Below are 22689 nucleotides of genomic sequence, written 5' to 3' on the forward strand. Positions count from 1 at the left end.
CATTTTTATGATAACTTAATAGTTGAAGCTATAGGTAGTATTATGGAAGAAATTATAATCCAGGCACAGAAACTAAATTTATGGCGCCCGTTAGATATTTATTTTGCTCGTATGATAGCAGCAGCGTCATCGCCTGATTATTATTCACAGGCATTATTACTACTTGCTAGTGCTTGTCTTAGTGCGGATATAGGAGTAGGCCATGTGTGTCTACCATTATCAAGATTGACCAAAAATTACCTATTCGAAGGTCGCTACCCAAAACTATCTATGCAAATTTTTCAAAAAATTGGTCACCCAAATATGGAAACTTGGCATAATGTGCTACTAAAATCACCATCAGTAAGCGATGGTTTATACTCAACGCCTTTAGTACTAGATAACAACATGCTTTATTTACATCGTCTGTGGCAATATGAATGTACTATTGCTAATTTTTTTAACAGACCGCTTATGATTATTAATAATCAGATAAATTATAAACTAGTTAGCACTGTATTAGACAGTATTTTTTCGAAAAATAACCATAATCATATTATGAACTGGCAGAAAATTGCTATTGCTATAGCAATCACTTCTAAGGTCGCACTAATATCAGGTGGTCCTGGTACAGGAAAAACTAACACTTTAGCTAAATTACTAGTAGCTTTATTACTTATTAATACTGATTCGACTAATTATAGTGCGCGTTTGCGTATTATTATCACTACCCCAAATAGTCAAATGATTTCACGCTTAAGGGAGTATATTATGCTCTCTATGAATAATCTGATATTAGATAATAGTTTAAGAAACAAGATAGTATATCAGATTATGAGTATACCTAGATTGTTAGGTGTACTACCTAACAGCAAACGCATGCGTTATAATTGTGATAATAAACTTAATGTAGATATATTAATTATTGATGACGCATCAATGATTGATTTACAGATGATGGCTAATATTATAAATGCTATTCCTAATCAAACTAAGGTAATTTTTTTTGGTGATTATTATCAGTTAGCATCTGTAGAAACAGGAGCAGTATTCAGGGATATTTGTAAATTTGCAGATACTAGTGGTTACAGCGAAATACGCTCTCAATATTTAGTAAGTTTAACTAGTTGTAGAAAAATATTCTATAGATCAGAAAATAATTATAGGCAGAACAAAATAGCAGACATATTCTGTTGTTTAAGAACAAATTACAGATTTAAAGATAGTTCTGGCATTAGCCATTTAGCTAATGCTATTAAAGCTGGGAATATAAAAGATACTATTGCTTTGCTTAATTCTATAAAATATCCAGAAATTAATTATATACCAAGATCAAATAAAAATGATTACAAAAATATGGTAGATGATTTTGTTACTGGCTACCAATACTATCTAAAATTAGTACATCAAGGTAAATCACATCACAAAATACTAGAATATTTTAATAAATACCGGATACTTGCTGTACTAAGAGAAGGTCAATTTGGCGTAAATAACTTAAATAGCAGTATTGAGCATGCTTTAATTTGCTACGGTCTTATTAAGAAAACAATTAGCTTTAGTTGTTATGTTGGTCAACCAATAATAATTATGCGTAACTCGCCGTTATTAGAATTATATAATGGGGATATTGGTATCGTGCTTTTAGATAGTAAGCATACAAGACTACTTGCATATTTTCCATTATATGATGGAACCATTAAAACAGTACCTATAAACTGTCTACCAAAGTATGAAACAGCTTTCACAATCACAGTACATCAATCAATAGGATCAGAATTTACTAATACTGCGTTAGTACTACCAGATAATATTTTGCCAGTATTGACCCGTGAACTTTTATATACTGGAGTTACTAGAGCATGCAAAAATTTGTCTATTTATGCACCTCATAATAAGGAGGTATTAGTTCATACGATTAATAGTACTATTAATCGTCGTAGCGGACTTAAAGAAAAGTTACTAATAATTGAGTAATTGTTACTAGTTATAGTTAGTTATATATAGCTTTAGCATTTTTAAAAACATTACTTTAATTTAATATAAAAAAAATATAGTCTAAAACTATAATTAATAATTAAAATTATAAATTAAAAGCAAACAAACAGTATCTAACAATTAATAAAATATATTATTTATTTGGTGTAAAGTAAAACAATGATAATCATGAGGATAACAGAGAATGGTTCTCAGTAAACTGCAAATAGATTCTACGCTTGAATGGTTCCTTTCTCATTGCCATATTCATAAGTATCCATCTAAGAGTACTATAATTTATCAGGGTGAAAAAGCAGATACTTTATACTACTTAGTTAAAGGTTCAGTGTCTGTTATCATAAAGGATGAAGAAGGAAAAGAAATGATTCTTGCTTATCTAAATAAAGATAATTTTATTGGTGAGTTAGGATTATTTAAAGAAGGTCAGGAACGTAGCGCTTGGGTAAGAACAAAAACTGCTTGTGAAGTAGCTGAAATATCATATAAAAAATTTAGACAACTTATTCAAGTAAATCCAACTATTCTAATGCGTCTTGCATCACAGATTGCAAGTCGTTTACAAGTAACATCAGAGAAAGTAGGAAATTTAGTTTTTTTAGATGTTACTGGACGTATTGCACAGACTTTACTAAATCTGACTAAACAGCCAGATGCAATGACTCATCCAGACGGTATGCAAATAAAAATTACCCGCCAGGAAATAGGGCAGATTGTTGGATGTTCGCGGGAGACTGTTGGTAGAATTTTAAAAAATACTTGAAAATCAACATCTATTATCTGCTCATGGTAAAACTATTGTTGTGTATGGTACTCGTTAGTGTACCTAAATGAATATTGAATTTAAATACCATTTATGTTGTTTAAAAAACTTTACATTTTATTCTAATAAATTTTTTTAGTAACTGATATGATTTTTTACTAATAATATTTTATTTATTAAAATAAACACATTGTATTGCCATATCACTATGGCAAATAGCCATTATTATTTAATTTTGTTCCACTGAACAAAAACTAAATGCTGTAACTTACAAATAATGTAAAATCATTGTTTGTAGGATCTAGTAATTTTTTGTACTAAATCAGCGAATTATTATTTGCTAAATAATGCTTTGCTATTGTGTTGAATAGATGATACTAATTATTATTAGTAATAATACAGTATATTAAGTGAATGTATTAATTGTTATCAACACTAATTTATTGATAATCTAATCTAAGAATTTTTCTAGTATATATAGGAAAATTATCAGCACAATAGCGAATAGTTGATATAACTTGCAATTAGTGCTTAATCTTCTGTGAAGAAATTAGGTGAAATCACTAGTTGCTGATGTTCAAACCGTGGAATATATAACATTTTTATGTTAACATATCGTATTATCTCAACTTTTGCACCTAATTTAAAAAATTATTGATATAGGTTTAAAGTAAATAAACAACTTTCTAATAAAATATATTATATAATCAATTATATCTATGTTAGTGAGGCACTAACGTTAATCAATATGTTTCGCTAAAAGATAAGCTATTAGCTCAAGCTAATTAACAGTAATATACTTATAAAAAGACTTTTAGTAAAAAAAATATCATTAAAATATTAATACTGATCATATAATCTCTCTATCCTATTATAAGTTATAAGTCTATATATCTAATTTTAAATTAGAAAGCCAAATAATTATTTAAAAACAATATGTCAGAAAAAAAAACGACTTATAAAGTAAATTTACCAATAGATATGAAGGTAGAGGCTTTAAAAATTCCACCACATTCTTTGGAAGCTGAACAGTCTGTACTAGGCGGCTTAATGCTAGATAATAAGCGGTGGGATAATGTTTCAGAACGTTTAACAACAAATGATTTCTTTAATAATCAGCACAGGTTAATTTTTAGAGAAATGCAGATTTTAATTGATATTAGTCAACCTATCGATCTTATTACTCTGGCCGAATCTTTAGAACAGAAAGGTCAGCTAGAAGCTGTTGGTGGTTTTGCTTATCTAGCTGAGTTATCTAAAAATACCCCTAGTGTAGCTAACATATCTGCTTACGCAGATATTGTCCGCGAACGTGCTGTAGTACGTGAAATGATTAATGTAGCTCATGAAATCGCAAATGCTGGATATAATCCACAGGGACGTAGTAGTGAATATTTGCTAGATTTAGCAGAATCTATGATATTTCAGATAGCTGAAAATAGGGCTCATAAAGATGAAGGTCCTAAAAGCATTGACTTTGTTTTAGAAAAGACTGTGGCTCATATTGAGCAGCTGTATAAAAAACCAAATCATGGGATAACTGGAGTCTCTAGTGGTTATCTAGACCTAGATAAAAAAACAGCTGGACTACAAAAATCTGATTTGATCATAGTTGCAGCACGACCATCAATGGGTAAAACAACTTTTGCTATGAATATATGTGAAAACGCTGCTATGACTGAGGAAAAGCCAGTACTAATTTTTAGCTTAGAAATGTCTGGTGAACAGATAATGATACGTATGTTAGCTTCATTATCTCGTGTTGATCATACTAGTATCCGTACTGGTACGCTAAATGATGATGATTGGGCACGTATATCTAGTACTATGGGTATTTTATTAGATAAGCGTAATCTGTTATATATTGATGACTCATCTGGTTTAACACCAACAGAAGTACGTTCAAGAGCTCGTCGTATTTTTCGTGAACATGATGGTTTAAGCCTAATTATGATTGATTATTTACAACTAATGCGTGTTCCAGCACTTTCTGATAACAGAACGCTAGAAATTGCAGAAATCTCACGTTCGCTTAAAGCCTTAGCTAAGGAGCTACAAGTACCTGTATTAGCGTTGTCTCAGCTAAATAGAAGCCTAGAACAACGTGCTGATAAGCGACCTATTAATTCAGACTTACGTGAATCCGGTTCTATAGAACAGGATGCTGATTTAATTATGTTTATCTATCGTGATGAATTGTATCATGATAATAGTGATATGAAGGGCATAGCAGAAATTATTATTGGGAAACAACGTAATGGTCCTATCGGTACTGTACGTTTAACTTTTAATGAGCAGTGGTCTAGATTTGATAATTATGCTGGTATGTATGATTAAAATTATTAATATATATTAATAATTATTCAATTATGTCTCCGTAGTTAAATTGGAAATAACAAGCTCCTCCTAAGAGCTAGTTACAGGTTCGATTCCTGTCGGAGATAACAAACTAATTTAATACAAATATATAGAAAACATTAACTATTATATAATAATATATTGATAACTTTATTTTTTATAAAAAATTTTACTTTATTTAATATAATATATTAAAAATTTAATTAAATTATTAATTTATTATTAAAATATATTTTTTTTACCTTATACCCCCTTGATGCTGTGCCGTGTGCCCCCAATCTTAATTGGCATCGAACGTTGTTAAATTTAGTAGCAAAATTAGGTTTACGATAACAATACATTTGACTTTTTGTGGAGATGTTTAGATGGGAAAAATAATTGGCATTGACTTAGGGACAACCAACTCATGTATCGCTATTGTAGAAGGCACTAAACCTCGTGTACTAGAAAATAGTGAAGGAGATCGCACAACTCCATCTATTATTGCTTATACTCAGGATGGTGAGATTCTAGTTGGCCAACCGGCTAAACGTCAGTCTGCTACCAACCCGCAAAATACCTTATTTGCTATCAAACGTTTAATTGGTCGCCGTTTCCAAGATGAAGAAGTGCAGCGTGATGTAAATATTATGCCTTATAAAATAATTTCTGCTGATAACGGTGATGCTTGGTTAGAAATTAAGGGCCAAAAAATAGCTCCTCCGCAAATATCAGCTGAAATTTTAAAAAAAATGAAAAAAACTGCAGAAGATTATCTAGGAGAATCAGTAAACGAAGCAGTCATTACTGTCCCAGCTTACTTTAATGATACACAGCGTCAAGCAACTAAAGACGCAGGTAGAATCGCTGGTCTAGAGGTAAAGCGTATTATAAATGAACCTACAGCTGCAGCTCTTGCCTACGGGTTAGATAAGGAGGTAGGTAATCGTACTATTGCAGTATATGATCTTGGGGGCGGAACTTTCGATATTTCTATTATTGAAATTGATGACGTGGATGGCGAAAAAACTTTCGAAGTATTAGCGACTAATGGTGATACACATTTGGGTGGTGAAGATTTTGATAGTAGATTAATTATTTATTTAGTAAATGAATTTAAAAAAGACCAAGGTATAGATTTGCGGAATGATCCACTAGCTATGCAGCGTTTAAAAGAAGCTGCTGAAAAAGCCAAAATAGAGCTATCGTCCGCACAGCAGACTGATGTAAATCTACCATATATAACTGCTGATGCTAATGGTCCTAAGCATATGAGTATTAAAGTAACCCGTGCAAAACTTGAGTCTTTAGTAGAAGACTTAGTTCATCGTACTATGGATCCTTTGAAAGTTGCGTTACAAGATGCTGGGTTATCTATTTCCAAGATTAAAGATGTAATATTAGTTGGCGGTCAAACTCGTATGCCACTAGTACAGAAACAAGTTACAGAATTTTTTGGAAAAGAACCACGTAAAGATGTTAACCCAGACGAAGCAGTTGCTATTGGAGCAGCTGTTCAAGGTGGTGTACTATCTGGTCATGTAAAAGATGTTCTATTACTTGATGTTACTCCTTTATCGCTTGGCATAGAAACTATGGGTGGCGTCATGACGCCATTAATTACTAAAAATACTACTATTCCTACTAAACATAGCCAAGTTTTTTCTACTGCTGAAGATAATCAGTCTGCAGTTACCATTCATGTTCTACAGGGTGAACGTAAACGTGCAATAGATAATAAGTCACTAGGTCAGTTTAACTTAGATGGTATTGCACCTGCAATGCGTGGAATCCCTCAAATTGAGGTAACATTTGATATTGATGCAGACGGGATTTTGCATGTTTCAGCTAAGGATAAAAATAGTGGTAGAGAACAAAAAATTACGATAAAAGCATCATCTGGTTTGAGTGAAGAAGAAATAAAAAATATGGTACAAGAGGCAGAAGCAAATGCAGAGTCAGATCGTAAATTTGAAGAGCTTGTACATACTCGTAACCAGGCTGATAATTTAATGCATAGTACTCGCAAACAATTAGAAGAATATAGTGATCAAATTACTAAAGAAGAAAAAAATGCTATTGAAGATGCAATTAATAGTTTAAATAACGCCTTGAAAGGTGAAAGTAAAGCTGATATAGAAAATAAAATGCAAAATTTGATCCAATTATCAAGTAATTTAATGAAATTAACGCAACAAACAAAAAAAGATAATAACGATCAAGCTAAGGCAGATAACAATGTAGTAGATGCTGAGTTCGAAGAAGTAAAAGATAAAAAATAAAAAAATATACCCGAACAGGTTTAGTCCTCGCTGCTGTTATTTATAAGCTCGAGTATAAAAAAATCTTTGTTCGTGCAAGTAAGTATGTCGAGGACAAAAATACACTATGGCGAAATCAGACTATTATCAGATTTTAGGAGTTTCTAAAAACGCAGATGAGCGTGAAATAAAAAAAGCCTATAAACGCCTAGCCATGAAATTCCATCCAGATAGGAACCAAGGTAATGCTGAAGCAGAAGTAAAATTTAAAGAGATCAAAGAAGCCTACGAAGTTTTAACTGACGAGCAAAAACGAGCTGCTTACGATCAGTATGGTCATATGGCTTTTGAACAACAAAGTAGTAGTATGGGTGGGGGTACTGCTGACTTTAGCGATATTTTTGGAGAAGTTTTTGGCGATATATTTGGAGGAGGACGTCGTCAGCGTGCTAGTAGGGGATCAGATTTACGCTATAACATGGAACTTACTCTTGAAGAAGCAGTACGTGGAGTTACTCGTGAAATACGTATCCCAGTTTTAGATAAGTGTGAAGTATGTTATGGGAGTGGTTCAAAACCAGGTACTTCATCAATAACTTGTTCTACGTGTAACGGAAAGGGTCAAGTACAAATTAGGCAGGGTTTTTTTGCAGTACAACAAGGATGCCCTACTTGTAATGGACAAGGTAAAGTAGTAAAAGAACCTTGTATAAAATGTCATGGTAAAGGTCGAGTAAAAAAATATAAAACATTATCAGTAAAAATTCCTACAGGTGTTGATACTGGTGATCGAATTCGTTTATCAGGGGAAGGTGAAGCAGGTGAGTATGGTGCTCAATCTGGTGATCTATATGTTGAGGTTAAGGTACTTAAGCATCCCATCTTTGGACGTGAAGAGAATAACTTATACTGTGAAGTGCCAATCAACTTTTCCATGGCAGCATTAGGTGGGGAAATTGAAGTACCTACTATTGATGGTAGGATTAAATTGAAAATACCTGCTGAAACTCAGACAGGTAAAATTTTTAGAATGCGCGGCAAAGGAGTTAAATCGGTTCGTAGCGGTCATCAAGGTGATTTACTATGCCGCGTAGTAGTAGAAACTCCGGTTAAATTAAACGAATTACAAAAACAGTTATTACGAGAACTAGGAGAAAGTTTTTGCGGACCTTGTGGTAATCAAAATAGTCCTCGTTTAAAAAATTTTCTGGATGGAGTAAAAAATTTTTTGATGATCTCACTAATTAAAAATAGTGATTAAATATATAAATTTACATATTTTTAATTTTTGCAAAAAGATTAGCTTTATAACGTGCTGCTTTATTTTTATGAATTATACCTTTGCTTGCCTGACGGTCAACTATAGGTTGCATTGCATAAAAAGCTAACTGCGCAGCTTCTTTATCTCCATTAGTAATAGCAGTATTAACTTTTTTTACGAAAGTTCGTACCATAGAGCGTCTGCTTGCATTATACTGCCTAAGCTTTTCAGTTTGTACGATACGTTTTTTAGCTGACTTTGTATTTGCCAAAATTTTATCTCCTAAAAATTTCTTAGCTATTTAATATATAATATTATTACCAAACAGTAATTAATATTATAATACTCTGCCTACTAAATTTCAACGTAAATCGTAGTGTCACCTAAGCTATAATCTGCTTAGTTATACTGTATTGAGTATAATATTATGGAGCTTATTCGCGGCATACATAATTTAAAGCCACGTCACTATGGTTGTGTACTGACAATTGGTAATTTTGATGGGTTTCATCGTGGACACCAGGCAATAATTTCAGAATTACAGGCTGAAGGTATTCGTCGTAGTTTACCTATAATGGTAATGATTTTCGAACCACAGCCACAGGAATATTTTTCTGGTACTAACGCCCAAGCGCGTCTAACACGTCTAAGAGATAAAGTAAAATACTTAGCTGATGCTGGAGTAGATCATATATTATGTGTAGCATTCGATAAGAAATTTTCTTCTATTAGCGCTAATCAATTTTTATTGGATCTGATAGTAACTAAATTAGGAGTACGTTTTATTTGTGTTGGCGATGATTTTCGCTTTGGGACACAAAGAAATGGTAATTTTACTTTTCTAAAAAATACTGGTAGCCAAGTTGGTTTAGAGGTCATGCGTATCATCACCTATACAGAAGGTGGACAACGAATTAGTAGTACAGCTATCAGAACAGCATTATTGCAGGATCGTATTTCTGATGCAGAAATCCTGCTAGGTCATGTATATCGACTTTCAGGACGAGTGATATCTGGCGATGCACTTGGAAGAAAAATAGGTTTTCCTACAGTAAATTTATCTCTAAAAGGATTACCAGCTCCTTTAAATGGAGTTTATGCAGTAGAAGTATTAACTACTAATCATAAGTATCCATTAAGAGGAGTAGCAAACATAGGTACTCGTCCTACCGTTACCGGGAACGGGCCAAGTAAGCAACATATGGAAGTCCATTTGCTAGATGTAACATTAAACTTATATGGTTGTTATCTAGAAGTGTTCATACGCGCTAAAGTACGTAACGAGCAACGTTTTGCATCTATAGAAGAATTAAAGTTACAAATAGCGAATGATGTAGTAAAAACCCGTAATTATTTTGATATGGTACAGTCTTAACTACTAATAGTTAGTAATAATGAATCGAGAATATAATGAATAATTATAAAAGTACTATTAATCTACCAAAAACTAAATTTTCTATGCGGGGTGATTTAGCTAATAGAGAACCTTTGATTATCAAACGTTGGTATAAAGAAGATCTATATAAAATCATTTGCCAAGCTACAAAAGGAAAAAAAACTTTTATTTTACATGATGGTCCACCATATGCGAACGGTAGGATTCATATCGGTCACTCTGTTAACAAAATTATTAAAGATATTATTATTAAGTCTAAAAGATTAATGGGCTATGACTCCAAATATTTGCCTGGTTGGGATTGCCATGGGCTACCTATTGAGCTTAAAGTAGAGCAAATGATTGGTAAGCCGAATGAAACAGTAAGCTGTTCTGATTTTATTGTTGCTTGCCGCAATTACGCTTATAAGCAGGTTGCCTGGCAAAAAAAAGAATTTATTCGTCTCGGCGTGCTTGGTGACTGGGAAAACATCTATCTAACAATGGATTTTACCACAGAAGCTAATATCATACGTACTCTTAGTAAAATTATAGAAAATGGTCACCTATATAAGGGTAATAAGCCTATACATTGGTGCATAGATTGCTGTTCTGCATTAGCAGAAGCCGAAGTAGAATATTACGACTATATATCAAACTCAATCAATGTTACTTTTGCGGCAACTAATGCACCTGAGGTTGCTGCTAAGTTCGGAATTAATAATTTCTCACAGTCAGTTTACGTTGTTATTTGGACTACTACACCTTGGACTATACCAGCTAATAGAGCTATATCAGTTCATCCAAATTGTTTTTATCAATTAGTAGAATTTAATGGTAAATGTATAATATTAGCAGAAAATTTAGTAAAAAATTTTATAAAACGTATAGGTGGTATAACTAACTGGAAAATACTTGGTAACTTAGTAAAAGGAAGCTTATTAGAATGGTTATGGTTTCGTCATCCATTTATGGAATTCGATATTCCAGTTATACTTAATAATAACGTTAAGCTAAATACTGGTACTGGCTTAGTACATACTTCTCCCGGTCATGGGCCAGAAGATTATATCATTGGTAGTAAGTACGGTTTGGAAATAGCAAATGTAGTTGGTACTGATGGATGCTATCTACCTGGAACATTTTCATTACTTGATGGAATATCGGTGTTTATTGGTAATAGCATCGTTATTAATATACTAAAAAATAGTGGAACATTATTATATGCAGAACAACTAAAGCATAGTTATCCACATTGCTGGCGACATAAAACACCGCTAATATTCCGTACTACACCACAGTGGTTTATTAGTATGGATAAACAAAATTTAAGTAAAAAGTCACTGCAAGAAATACAAAAAATAAAATGGATACCTAGCTGGAGTAAAGAACGTATTGCTAATATGATTATCAATCGCCAAGACTGGTGTATTTCTCGTCAAAGAATTTGGGGTGTTCCTATGTCGTTGTTTGTGCATAAAGATACTAAAAAATTACACCCCAATACCTGTGAAATAATGGAAAAAGTCGCTAAGCTAGTTGAGAAAAATGGTATTCAGGCTTGGTGGAATTTAGATCAGTCCGAACTTTTAGGTGATGATGCATATAACTATATTAAAATAAATGATACATTAGATGTATGGTTTGATTCTGGTTCAACACACTCATCAGTAATTGATGCAAGACCTGAATTTAACAGTAATCATATAGATGTATATTTAGAAGGAGCAGATCAGCATCGTGGCTGGTTTATGTCATCCTTAATAAGTTCAATGGCTATAAAAGGCAAGGCACCGTATCAACAAGTTATTACCCATGGTTTTACCGTAGATAGTAACGGGCGTAAAATGTCAAAATCTTTAGGCAACGTTATCAGCCCACAGCAGATAGTAGATACACTTGGCGCCGATATTTTACGTTTATGGGTAGCATCTACAGATTACACTGAGGAGATAGCAATTTCAAATGAAATACTAAAAAGTTCAGCTGATATCTATCGCCGTATTCGTAATACCGCTCGATTTCTATTAGCTAACCTAAATGGGTTTGATCCAGTAAACAATATTGTTAGTTATGATAAAATGATAGCATTAGATAGATGGGCAATTAGTAGGGCAAAATTTGTTCAGGATGAAATCATAGCTGCTTATGAAAGTTATAACATTCATAATGTTGTGCAAAAAATTATACATTTTTGTTCAATTGATATGGGATCATGCTATCTTGATATCATCAAAGATCGCCAATACACTACTAAATATGATAGTGTTGCTCGACGTAGCTGCCAAACAGCACTATTTCATATTATTGAAGCGCTAGTACGATGGATAGCTCCTATTATATCTTTTACCGCAGACGAAATTTGGGGCTTCATACCAGGACCTCGTTCACAATATGTGTTTACTGAAGAATGGTATCAATACCTTTTAAAGCTAGAATCGACAGAAACAATGAATGATACTTACTGGGAAAGTATATTACATGTACGTAACGAAGTCAATAAAGTTATCGAGCAGGCGCGTACTAATAAACTAATTGGTAGTTCTTTGGAAGCCAATGTAATACTGTACTCTGAACCAATTATGGCTATGCAACTAAATAAATTAGGCAATGAATTGCACTTTTTATTTATTACATCAGCAGCACAGGTAGTTGATTATACTAATGCTGGCGATAACGCACTTAATAGTGATAGATTAAAAGGTCTAAAGATTACTATTAATAAGGCTACCGGAACAAAATGCCAGCGATGCTGGCATTTATCTAACGATATTGGACATAATAAAAAATATCCTGATATTTGTAATCGTTGTATTATAAATATATATGGTCAAGGTGAAGAACGTAAGTTTCTCTAATTTAATTATGATGCTCAAGTAGAGTTTTAATAATGATTATATATAGTAAAATAATATCTACTGGACTAAGCTGGCTTTGGCTTACACTGGTAGTCTTACTAATTGATATTAGTAGTAAACAGTGGATAATAAATAATTTTTTTTTAGGAGAATCGGTATCAATTACTCCTTGTATCAATTTATTATATACTTATAACTCGGGCGCAGCTTTTAGTTTTTTAGCAAATCAAAATAGTTGGAATATGTTTTTGTTATCTTTTATAGCGATGATTGTTTCAATAGTACTATTAGTTATGATGTACAATTCTGATTATTATAATCGCATAAGCAATATTGCTTATGCGATGATTATAGGAGGAGCATTAGGTAATCTATTTGACCGTATCAAATATGGTGTAGTCATTGATTTTATTGATGTTTACTTTGATACTTGGCACTGGCCAATATTTAATATAGCTGATGCTAGTATATGTACTGGTGTAATCATAATAGTATTAAAAAATTCTTCAGTAGCAGCTACTACTAATCATAAACTAAGGTAAATTTATACATGCACATGCTACTTGCTAATCCACGTGGTTTTTGCGCTGGTGTCCATCGTGCGATTAGTATCGTGGAAAAGGCGATAGCAATTTATGGTATACCTATCTACGTTCGTCATGAAATAGTGCATAATAGTTACGTTGTTAATAATTTACGTAATAAAGGTGTCATATTTATTGAAAAAATTAACCAAGTACCTGATAGTGCTGTGCTAATTTTTTCTGCACATGGAGTATCTAGAGCAATACGTACCGAAGCGCTTAGCCGTAATATTACTATTTTTGACGCTACTTGTCCGCTAGTTACAAAAATACATATGGAAGTAGCACGGGCCAGCCGTCAAGGTACTGAAGTTATTATAATTGGTCACAATGGTCATCCTGAAGTAGAAGGTACTATGGGACAATACAGTAATTTATTTGGCGGAATTTATCTAGTAGAATCAAAGGAAGATGTCTGGCAACTAAAGGTAAAAAATGTTGATAAATTATTTTTTGTAACCCAGACTACTCTATCTATAGATGATACATCAACTATCATTGATACGTTACGACAGCGCTTCCCTAATATTAGAGGGCCACGCAAAGATAATATTTGTTATGCAACAACAAACAGACAAGAGGCGGTACGTAAACTTACTATAGCTACAGATTTAGTACTAGTAGTAGGATCAAAAAATTCATCTAACTCAAATAGGTTAGCTGAACTAGCACATAATCTTGGCAAACCGGCTTATTTAATTGATAACGCTAATGATATCAAACAAAGCTGGCTAAAAGGAATTAATGTTATTGGTATAACAGCTAGCGCATCAGCTCCTAATATTATTGTATGTCAGGTGATATCTAGATTACAGTATTTTGGTGCTAAAAGCACCGAAGAGCTTATAGGACGTCAAGAAAATATTATTTTTGAGTTACCTAGATATCTACAGTATGCATCCTGTAGAATATAAAAGGTAGGTTAAATTTATTGAATTTAATATACTAGTTGAGTAACGCAGTACTGATTTGCCATCGATGATCCAACTTGTTATAATTAACATTCTTAATATGACGTTTATGGGTTATATTGCTACGTTAAATTAACCTTAATTCCGAAAATTAACCTTAATTTTAATCATTAGGTTTTTGGGAGGCTGTTTTGACCAGGTCAAAGTCAGCACTGTTAGTTCTAGCAAATGGAACTAAATTTCATGGGAAAGCCATTGGAGCCGAAGGTACAACAGTGGGTGAAGTAGTTTTTAATACGTCTATCACTGGTTATCAAGAAATTATTACTGATCCTTCTTATTTTCATCAAATTGTTACGCTGACTTATCCTCATATTGGTAATACTGGGACTAATCAAATTGATAATGAATCCTTAAGTGTGCAAGCTAAAGGTTTAGTTATTCGTAATTTACCGCTAATGTCTAGTAACTACCGTAGTACTATGCAGCTATCAGAATACTTAATAAAAAGAAATATTGTTGGAATATCAGAAATAGATACTCGTAAGTTAACGCGAATTTTACGTGATGAAGGGACACAAAATGGTTGCATTATTGTAGGTGATCTGGTAAATGCTGAGCTAGCTTTACGTCAAGCTAGTAAATTCCCTGGTTTAAATGGCATAGATTTAGCTAAAGAAGTAAGTACCAAGGTCCAATATAGTTGGACTAAGGGTAGTTTTGGTAATAACCTAACAGGTAGATTATTATACTCATCAGTACAGGCTGCTGCGGATGCTACTTTACCATATCATGTTGTAGTTTATGATTATGGGACTAAACTAAATATAATGCGCATATTGGTAGATCGTGGCTGTACACTTACTGTTGTGCCAGCTCAAACTACGGCTGAGACTGTATTATCGATGAATCCTGAAGGAATTGTACTAACTAATGGACCAGGTGATCCAGCGCCATGCACATATGCTATTACTGCTATTAAAACGTTACTAAACACTACTGCTATTCCTATATTTGGTATTTGTCTTGGTCATCAATTACTAGCTCTTGCTAGTGGTGCTACAACTAAAAAAATGAAATGTGGCCATCATGGTAATAATCATCCTGTAAAGAATTTAGTCTCTGGTAAGGTAATGATTACTTCTCAAAACCATAATTTTACTGTTGACGAAAATAATTTACCAGAAATACTAAAAATTACTCATATATCTCTTTTCGACGGTACTATTCAAGGCTTACATCGTACAGATAAGCCTGCATTTAGTTTTCAGGGTCATCCAGAAGCAAGCCCAGGACCAAATGATAGTGAATCACTGTTTGATTATTTTATTCAATTAATTAGAACTTATCGTTCTCAGCTTACGCAGCATAACATAACACATAAGTAAGAAGAGAAGATCTACATGCCAAAACGTACAGATATAGAAAGCATACTTATTATAGGTTCAGGTCCAATTGTTATTGGTCAGGCCTGTGAATTTGATTACTCAGGTGTACAAGCTTGTAAAGCACTAAGAGAGGAGAGTTACCGAATAATATTAGTAAATTCTAATCCTGCTTCAATAATGACTGACCCAGATATAGCTCATGCTACTTATATTGAACCTATTGATTGGACAGTAGTACGTAAGATTATTGAAAAAGAGCGACCTGATGCAATTCTTCCAACTATGGGCGGACAAACAGCACTAAATTGTGCTTTAGATCTTTACCGTCAAGGCGTGCTCACAGAGTTTGGAGTAGAAATGATAGGTGCTACAGCTAATGCTATAGAGCAGTCGGAAGATCGTCAACTGTTTGAAAAAGCAATTAAAAAAATAGGTTTAAATACACCACGTTCAGGTATTGCTAGTAATTTTCAAGAAGCACTAGCTGTAGTTGCTACAGTTGGTTTTCCTTGCATTATACGTTCATCTTTTACATTAGGTGGTACAGGAAGCGGGATTGCTTACAACATAAAAGATTTAAAAGAAATTTTCAACCATGGACTAGGACTAGATAGTTCTAATAACTGTCAACTTATGATAGAAGAATCACTAATAGGTTGGAAAGAATATGAAATGGAAGTTGTACGAGATTATAAAGATAATTGTATTATCGTTTGTTCAATTGAAAATATTGATCCTATGGGTATTCATACCGGAGATTCTATTACTGTTGCGCCAGCGCAGACACTTACTGATAAAGAATATCAAATGATGCGTAATGCTGCTATTGCAATTTTACGTGAAATTGGTGTAGAAACTGGTGGTTCTAATGTACAATTTGCTGTTAATCCTGATAACGGACAACTAATAATTATAGAAATGAATCCACGTGTATCACGATCTTCTGCTTTAGCTTCTAAAGCTACAGGATTTCCAATAGCTAAAATAGCAGCTAAATTAGCGATAGGTTATCATCTTGATGAGCTTATGAATAGTATTACAGGTAGCCTTACACCTGCTTCATTTGAGCCTACTATAGACTATGTAGTAACAAAAATTCCAAGATTTAACTTCGATAAATTTTCAGGTACCAACAATCGTCTGACAACACAAATGAAATCTGTTGGTGAAGTTATGGCTATAGGACGGACACAACAAGAGTCGCTACAAAAAGCATTACGCAGCCTAGAAGTAGATGCCACAGGTTTTGATCCTAAAGTAAAATTAGAAGATCCAGAAGCATTAAATATCATACACTATGAGTTACAAAACGCAGGATGCGAACGTATTTGGTTTGTTGCTGACGCATTCCGCGCTGGAATGTCAATTGATAATATTTTTCTTCTTACTAAGATTGATCGCTGGTTCTTAGTGCAAATTGAAGAACTAATAAAATTAGAAAATCATTTATCAAACATCGGAATTACTGTCTTGAATCCTTATTATCTCCGTAAACTAAAAAGAAAAGGATTTTCTGATGCACGTATTGCAATGCTAGTTGGTGTAAAGGAAGAAGACATTCGTAACTTACGAGAAAAGTATAACTTATATCCAGTATATAAGAGGGTTGATACTTGCGCTGCTGAATTTGCTACAAATACTGCATATATGTATTCTACTTATGATGATGAGTGTGAATCGCATCCATCTAATTATGGTAAAAAAATTATTGTATTAGGTGGTGGACCGAATCGTATTGGCCAAGGCATTGAATTTGACTATTGCTGCGTACATGCTTTACTAGTATTACGTGAAGAAGGTTACCAACCTATTATGGTTAACTGTAATCCTGAAACTGTTTCTACAGATTATGATATTTCAGATAGACTTTATCTTGAGCCTGTCTCCTTAGAGAATATATTAGACATTATTAGAATAGAACAACCTGATGGCATGATCATCCAGTTTGGTGGACAAACCCCGCTAAAATTAGCGCACTTGCTAGAAGCAGCTGGGGTACCAATAATTGGAACTCAACCTAAAGCCATAGAACTTGCTGAAAATAGAGAATTATTTCAGAAAATGGTAACTACCCTTGGTTTTAAACAGCCTATCAATGCTACTGTTACTAATATTGATATGGCTGTAGAGAAAGCAGCTATCATAGGTTATCCACTAATGGTACGACCATCTTATGTTCTAGGTGGTAGATCCATGAAAATTATTTATAATAAAATAGATTTATTATTATCTTTAAATAATGCATTTAGTATTTCTGATTGTGAAACACCAGTATTATTAGAAGAATTTATTGAACATGCAACAGAAATTGATGTAGATGCTATTTGCGACGGAAACAAAGTATTTATATGTGGGATGATGGAACATATTGAGCATGCTGGTATACATTCAGGAGACTCAGCTTGTTTGCTACCACCATATACACTTAACAGTGATATTCAAGATCATATGCGCCGTCAGGTAAAAAAATTAGCTTTAGAGCTAAATGTTATCGGATTGATGAATGTACAGTTTGCTGTTAAAAATAATGATGTATACTTAATTGAGGTTAACCCACGTGCATCTCGTACAGTACCTTTTGTATCTAAAGCAATAGGAATAGCTTTAGCTAAAGTTGCTACTAGAGTTATAGTGGGAAAATCACTAATCCAGCAGGGGATAACAAATGAGATTATCCCACCTTATTTTTCTGTAAAAGAAGTAGTGCTTCCATTCAATAAATTTCCTGGTATTGATCCTATCCTAGGACCAGAAATGCGATCAACTGGTGAAGTAATGGGATTTGGTAAAACTTTAGCGGAAGCCTTAGCTAAGGCTATGTTAGGAGTAGGTAAGCAATATCAAATAAAAACAATTGGTAGAGTTCTTCTTTTATTTAGTGAAATAAATCAAGAGCAAGTAGTTAATTTATCTCTTCAACTATTAAATCATGGCTTAATATTAGATGTAACGGAAAATATAGCATTGATCCTTATTAAGGAATATGGTATTAATGCTTGTAAAGTCAATGTAGTAAATAATAACACTAAAATTTTTAGTGAAGTTCAAGATAACATTAAAAATGGAAGATATAGTTATATTATAGTTATGACTACAATAAATAATAAACATATTAATTTGTTTAAATTCATTATTAGTCTTGCTATAAAATATAAAGTATATTATGATACCACTATTAATGGTGCTTTTGCTACAGCTATGTCACTTAACGCTGATGCAACAGCACAAGTGATTTCAATACAAGAAATGCACTCAACAATAAAAATTTATTAATAAATAATCAATAAATTATAAAATAAGTAGTAACTAATTTTATATGATTATTAGCTTAATTGCGGCGCTAACTTCCGATAATATTATCGGAATTAACAATACTATCCCTTGGCATTTATCTAAAGATTTAATATGGTTTAAAAAACATACTTATAATAAACCAGTAATAATGGGTCGTAAAACTTTTGACTCTATTAAAAAACCTTTATATGGTAGACGTAATATCGTATTAAGCCGTAAGGTTATAACAAAACCTACAATTATTAGCAGCGTTCATTGGGTAAATAATTCTATTCAGGCACTAGCTGCTGCTGGTAACGTATCGGAGGTAATGGTTATTGGTGGTGCTCAAGTATACAATATTTTTATCAATCAAGCTAAAAAACTTTATCTAACCCATATTAATATTAAAGTAGATGGCGATACTTTTTTTCCTAATTATCAACATGATCCATGGCGAGTAACATTCCGTGAATGCCATGAAGCTAACATAAATATAAATTCTCCTAGCTACTGCTTCGAAATTCTTGAAAGATAAATAGTTTTTTGTTAGCGTTTAATATTTATTAGTATTTATTTAGTACTTTTACTTGTTGTAGCAGGTATCCTAGTAAATTTTTTATTTTCCCAGCATATTAAAGTTAATTCTCCACCCCAACAGCAACCAGTATCTAAGCAATAAAATCCTTCTGGTGTACCTTTTCCCATTAGCGAAGCCCAATGACCAAATACTATACTATAGTTTTCAGAAATAATCTGATTAGGTATGGTAAACCATGGACGTAGCGGTTCTTGATTTTTATCAGGCATGTTTTTGCATGTAAGATCAAGTGTGCCATTCGGAAAACAGTAACGCATGCGGGTAAAAACGTTAGTAATAAATTTTAGCCGTGCTATACCACTTAGCTCCTGACTCCAGTAATTAGGAATAATTATATCCCTAGTATTAAATAATAACTGGTAGCTATTGCTTTTAAGTAAATTTTCTACTTCAAGTGCGCATTTAATAGCTGTATTTAGGTTCCATTGCGGAGTAATTCCTGCATGAACCATAACTAATTTTTTATGGTGATCTACTTGTAATACTGGTTGATAACGTAGCCAATTAATTAGATCATCAACATCTGATGCTTCTAATACCAGTTTAAGTTTAGTAATATCTTTTATATTATTAACTAACCCAGAATAAACAGCTATTAAATATAAATCGTGGTTACCTAGTACAATACGTACGCTATTACCTAACTTACGTATCATACGTAATACCTCTAATGAACCTGGTCCACGTGCTACGATATCTCCTGTTAGCCAAATAGTATCAATTAATGGATCGAAATTTACTTTATCTATAATTTTCTGTAGCTCATCATAGCAACCGTGAATATCACCTATTAAATAAGTAGACATAATTTATTAATTAATTTATTAAAATTGTTAATGAAAAAAACTTTTTGTTTGGGAATAATATTGTTTACTATCAGCTTGCCAGTATTAACGAAAATAATAAATATAATTTTTGTATATAAAATACTTATTACTAATAAGTTATCAACTTAGTAACTGAGCTAAACGGCAATACTGTTCAACACTAAGGTTTTCTGCACGCTGAGTTGCTATAATCCCATTTTGTAATAACTGTACTACACTAAATACACTACCTAAACTATTACAAATCATCTTACGACGCTGATTAAACGCAAGACGGGTTAAGTTATATAACTGATTAATATCATTTACTTTATAGGGTAGTTTGGCATAAGGTACTAGTCGTACTATTGCAGAGTTTACCTTAGGAATAGGGTAAAAAGAATTAGGCGGGACATCTAGCATTATATGTATATTACAATAGTATTGTGCTATTACGCTTAGTCTACAGTAAGCTTTATTATTAGGTTTAGCTATAAGACGGTTGGCTACTTCTTTCTGTAACATAAAGTGCATATCCGAAATAATATTAATATAACTAAATAATAAAAATATTAGCGATGTAGCAATATTATAAGGTAAATTACCAAAAATCCGCAAAGGATGACCAAGATATTGTGACAACTCAGTAAATTGAACCTTTCTTACATCCTTATTTAAAATATTAAGTTTATGCTTTATAACATTATTACTAGCTAATATATCAGCTAAATTACGATCAATTTCAATCACTGTCATAGTATCAACATACTTTGCTACCTGATAAGTAAGTGCGCCTAAACCTGGTCCTATCTCAACTAGAGCCTGCCCCTTTTTAGGATCGATTGCATCAACAATTAATTTAATAATTTTTTTATCTTTTAGAAAGTATTGACCAAAACATTGCTGTGCAACATGGCCCTGATAACACGTATTATGCATTGACCATCCATATATAATATTATATTAAAAAATTATAAAGCTACCTGCTTATTAAGCTAGTTACAGTTTTACCCAATACTTTGTATTTTAGTACAGTGAAACTATTATTGAATATAAATATTAATTATTATCAATAATTTTTACATATACTGATGAACGTTGTTTTTTTATCAATTGTTTCAATGCTTCAGATAACTTACGTTTATATAATAAACGATAAGCATGTTCTTTTTCTTGTGCTCTAAGTTGGTAAACCTTACGTTTATTATGTAGCTTAATTAAGTGCCAGCCATTTGAGAAGTAAATAGGTTCACTTAGTTCTCCATCTTTAAGAGATAGTAATAAACCACGAAAAATAGGATTGAAGGTATTCAATTTATTCCAACCAAGATCACCACCCTGGTGAGCAGAACAAACATCTGTTGATATTTGCTTAGCAGCTGCACTGAAGCTAATATTTCCACTCTTAATATTCTGTGCTATATTACGTAATTTATAGTATGCTTTCTCATTATCATTATTTTTACTACCTGAGGTACTTATAACAATATGGCTAGCATATACCTCTGTTATAGGTAAAACCATTTTTTGTTCTTTACTACGTATGTCGTTTACTTTAAAAATATGAAAACCTCTCTCTAAGTATATAGGCCCTATTATACTGCCTTTTTGCGCTTCTGTGAGATATTCAGCAACAATAGGAGATAATTCTTTATTTTTTATCCAAAAAAAGTTATGTGAATATAATATATTATCTTTAGTAGAATATTTTTTTGCTAACTGCGAAAAATCTTCTTTTTGGTTGCTGGCTGACATAATTAATATAGCTAGTTCTTTTGCTTTATTAATTTTATATTGTGAAGGTTTATCTACAATAGGTATTACAATATGACTAAGATGAAACTCTTTGCTGTTACTGCTTTTTGCAAATATAATTTTATTAGTCATTGACTCAACTTCATTTTGTAAAATATTTACACGACTACGAACAGCCATCTTACATACTTCAGTCATAAATAAATAATTACGAAGCTGCGTACGATAAGTATCGTAGCTTATACCACTTTTTATCAAAAATCTACGAAACTCAGATATAGATAAATTATTTTTATTAGCTATCTCTAAAATAATTTGATTTAACTGATCATCAGAAATAAAAAAATTTAATTTTTTTTCATTTTTTAAAACAATTTTATGTTTAATTACATGATCTATTAGATAATTATCTATTATATAATGATGCAATAGAATATCTTCTAATCTTGGATTATTTCCAGGTGTGGTATTAATTTTTATTTTTTAATCAATATATTTATATCACTATCTAAAATTATGCTATTATCAATAATAGCAGCAAC

Annotated in this window: 14 protein-coding genes, 1 tRNA gene and 2 pseudogenes; 13 read left to right on the forward strand and 4 right to left on the reverse strand. The window is 32.5% G+C overall.

The features are described 5' to 3' along the window. Positions 1–42: 42 nt before the first annotated feature. The 6 genes and pseudogenes from recD to dnaJ all read left to right on the forward strand — a co-directional run bounded on the left by recD (position 43) and on the right by dnaJ (position 8583). Positions 43–1956 (forward strand): exodeoxyribonuclease V subunit alpha, encoded by a 1914-nt coding sequence (gene recD, locus AB162_RS02390; protein WP_053097184.1) that lies wholly within the window; start codon positions 43–45, stop codon positions 1954–1956. 205 nt (positions 1957–2161) lie between these two features. Further along, positions 2162–2795 (forward strand): annotated as a pseudogene (crp, locus tag AB162_RS02395) (cAMP-activated global transcriptional regulator CRP). An 878-nt stretch (positions 2796–3673) separates the two neighbouring features. Further along, on the forward strand, positions 3674–5074 hold the full coding sequence (gene dnaB / locus AB162_RS02400; RefSeq protein ID WP_053097186.1) for a replicative DNA helicase: 1401 nt from the start codon (positions 3674–3676) through the stop codon (positions 5072–5074). A 34-nt stretch (positions 5075–5108) separates the two neighbouring features. After that, positions 5109–5181: transfer RNA gene (locus AB162_RS02405), tRNA-Arg, on the forward strand. A gap of 279 nt (positions 5182–5460) precedes the next feature. Continuing rightward, complete coding sequence (gene dnaK, locus AB162_RS02410; RefSeq protein ID WP_053097188.1) at positions 5461–7356, forward strand: molecular chaperone DnaK; 1896 nt, start codon at positions 5461–5463, stop codon at positions 7354–7356. Between the two features lie 106 nt (positions 7357–7462). Continuing rightward, a pseudogene (dnaJ, locus tag AB162_RS02415) lies at positions 7463–8583 on the forward strand (molecular chaperone DnaJ). Positions 8584–8606: 23 nt separating this feature from the next. Here the strand turns inward: dnaJ and rpsT are convergent. After that, positions 8607–8867 (reverse strand): 30S ribosomal protein S20, encoded by a 261-nt coding sequence (rpsT, locus tag AB162_RS02420; protein WP_053097190.1) that lies wholly within the window; start codon positions 8865–8867, stop codon positions 8607–8609. Positions 8868–9023: 156 nt separating this feature from the next. On the opposite strand from rpsT, the gene ribF reads away from it, so the two are divergent. The 7 genes from ribF (at position 9024) to folA (ending at position 19523) form a co-directional block, all read left to right on the forward strand. Then, positions 9024–9971: a bifunctional riboflavin kinase/FAD synthetase gene (ribF, locus tag AB162_RS02425; RefSeq protein WP_053097191.1), complete on the forward strand. Its 948-nt coding sequence runs from the start codon at positions 9024–9026 to the stop codon at positions 9969–9971. 35 nt (positions 9972–10006) lie between these two features. Then, entirely contained in the window at positions 10007–12829 is a 2823-nt protein-coding gene (ileS, locus tag AB162_RS02430; protein WP_053097193.1) for an isoleucine--tRNA ligase, read from the forward strand. A 32-nt stretch (positions 12830–12861) separates the two neighbouring features. Beyond that, positions 12862–13371: a signal peptidase II gene (gene lspA / locus AB162_RS02435; protein WP_420021809.1), complete on the forward strand. Its 510-nt coding sequence runs from the start codon at positions 12862–12864 to the stop codon at positions 13369–13371. An 8-nt stretch (positions 13372–13379) separates the two neighbouring features. Further along, positions 13380–14327, forward strand: a complete 948-nt coding sequence (ispH, locus tag AB162_RS02440) for a 4-hydroxy-3-methylbut-2-enyl diphosphate reductase (protein ID WP_053097198.1) — start codon at positions 13380–13382, stop codon at positions 14325–14327. A 188-nt stretch (positions 14328–14515) separates the two neighbouring features. Next, complete coding sequence (gene carA, locus AB162_RS02445; protein ID WP_053097200.1) at positions 14516–15712, forward strand: glutamine-hydrolyzing carbamoyl-phosphate synthase small subunit; 1197 nt, start codon at positions 14516–14518, stop codon at positions 15710–15712. Positions 15713–15727: 15 nt separating this feature from the next. Continuing rightward, the gene (gene carB, locus AB162_RS02450) at positions 15728–18985 is read left to right on the forward strand and encodes a carbamoyl-phosphate synthase large subunit (RefSeq protein ID WP_053097202.1); all 3258 of its coding nucleotides are present in this window, start codon (positions 15728–15730) and stop codon (positions 18983–18985) included. Between the two features lie 43 nt (positions 18986–19028). Beyond that, a complete protein-coding gene (gene folA / locus AB162_RS02455; RefSeq protein WP_053097204.1) occupies positions 19029–19523 on the forward strand; it encodes a type 3 dihydrofolate reductase in 495 nt (164 codons plus the stop codon). A 35-nt stretch (positions 19524–19558) separates the two neighbouring features. Here folA and apaH read toward each other — a convergent pair whose 3' ends face one another. From apaH to AB162_RS02470, 3 genes are all read right to left on the reverse strand, one after another. Continuing rightward, positions 19559–20392, reverse strand: coding sequence for a bis(5'-nucleosyl)-tetraphosphatase (symmetrical) ApaH (apaH, locus tag AB162_RS02460; protein WP_053097206.1), 834 nt, complete (start codon positions 20390–20392; stop codon positions 19559–19561). A gap of 141 nt (positions 20393–20533) precedes the next feature. Next, positions 20534–21331 carry a 16S rRNA (adenine(1518)-N(6)/adenine(1519)-N(6))-dimethyltransferase RsmA gene (rsmA, locus tag AB162_RS02465; RefSeq protein ID WP_053097208.1) on the reverse strand — a complete coding sequence of 266 codons (798 nt, stop codon included), beginning with the start codon at positions 21329–21331 and terminating at the stop codon, positions 20534–20536. A 120-nt stretch (positions 21332–21451) separates the two neighbouring features. Further along, complete coding sequence (locus AB162_RS02470) at positions 21452–22576, reverse strand: peptidylprolyl isomerase (RefSeq protein WP_053097210.1); 1125 nt, start codon at positions 22574–22576, stop codon at positions 21452–21454. Positions 22577–22689 lie beyond the last annotated feature (113 nt).

The organism is Candidatus Palibaumannia cicadellinicola, assembly GCF_001269425.1.
GTDB lineage: Bacteria > Pseudomonadota > Gammaproteobacteria > Enterobacterales > Enterobacteriaceae > Baumannia > Baumannia cicadellinicola_A.

Coding starts and splice junctions, on each gene's coding strand:
- recD (WP_053097184.1), top strand. CDS start 43: ATGGAAGAAATTATAATCCAGGCACAGAAACTAAATTTATGGCGCCCG.
- dnaB (WP_053097186.1), top strand. CDS start 3,674: ATGTCAGAAAAAAAAACGACTTATAAAGTAAATTTACCAATAGATATG.
- dnaK (WP_053097188.1), top strand. CDS start 5,461: ATGGGAAAAATAATTGGCATTGACTTAGGGACAACCAACTCATGTATC.
- ribF (WP_053097191.1), top strand. CDS start 9,024: ATGGAGCTTATTCGCGGCATACATAATTTAAAGCCACGTCACTATGGT.
- ileS (WP_053097193.1), top strand. CDS start 10,007: ATGAATAATTATAAAAGTACTATTAATCTACCAAAAACTAAATTTTCT.
- lspA (WP_420021809.1), top strand. CDS start 12,862: ATGATTATATATAGTAAAATAATATCTACTGGACTAAGCTGGCTTTGG.
- ispH (WP_053097198.1), top strand. CDS start 13,380: ATGCACATGCTACTTGCTAATCCACGTGGTTTTTGCGCTGGTGTCCAT.
- carB (WP_053097202.1), top strand. CDS start 15,728: ATGCCAAAACGTACAGATATAGAAAGCATACTTATTATAGGTTCAGGT.
- folA (WP_053097204.1), top strand. CDS start 19,029: ATGATTATTAGCTTAATTGCGGCGCTAACTTCCGATAATATTATCGGA.
- apaH (WP_053097206.1), bottom strand. CDS start 20,392: ATGTCTACTTATTTAATAGGTGATATTCACGGTTGCTATGATGAGCTA.
- rsmA (WP_053097208.1), bottom strand. CDS start 21,331: ATGCATAATACGTGTTATCAGGGCCATGTTGCACAGCAATGTTTTGGT.